The sequence below is a fragment of the Siccibacter turicensis LMG 23730 genome, assembly GCF_000463155.2.
Lineage (GTDB): Bacteria > Pseudomonadota > Gammaproteobacteria > Enterobacterales > Enterobacteriaceae > Siccibacter > Siccibacter turicensis.
On the sequence record NZ_AWFZ01000045.1, the window covers coordinates 397 to 790 of the forward strand.

The 394-nt window shown below is 55.1% G+C and carries 1 tRNA gene and 2 other RNA genes (1 of these 3 cut by a window edge); all 3 read left to right on the forward strand.

The annotated features are described in order from the left end of the window. Positions 1–41 (forward strand) — tRNA-Tyr (locus tag DW58_RS21235); it begins 83 nt to the left of the window's first position. Between the two features lie 50 nt (positions 42–91). Continuing rightward, positions 92–222, forward strand: a non-coding RNA gene (locus tag DW58_RS14785) — RtT sRNA. A 47-nt stretch (positions 223–269) separates the two neighbouring features. Then, positions 270–394: non-coding RNA, RtT sRNA (locus DW58_RS14790), on the forward strand; the annotation flags it as partial.

Sequence of the window (394 nt, forward strand, 5' to 3'; positions counted from 1 at the left end):
GAGGGTGAGGCGCAAAGCGCCGAATAATCCTTCCCCCACCACCCTCTCTCGCATATCGCACATTCCCGAACTTGATCAATTAATGCTTCATGGTTCTCCGCACCGGGGAAAGATGAGAATCTTCGACTAAGGTTCGATTCGAGCGTAGCGAGAAAACGTTGCCGCAGGCAACGGCCCGAAGGGTGAGGCGCACAGCGCCGAATAATCCTTCCCCCACCACCATCTCTCGCCTATCCCACATTCCCGAACTTGATCAATTAATGCTTCATGGTTCTCCGCACCGGGGAAAGATGAGAATCTTCGACTAAGGTTCGATTCGAGCGTAGCGAGAAAACGTTGCCGCAGGCAACGGCCCGAAGGGTGAGGCGCACAGCGCCGAATAATCCTTCCCCCA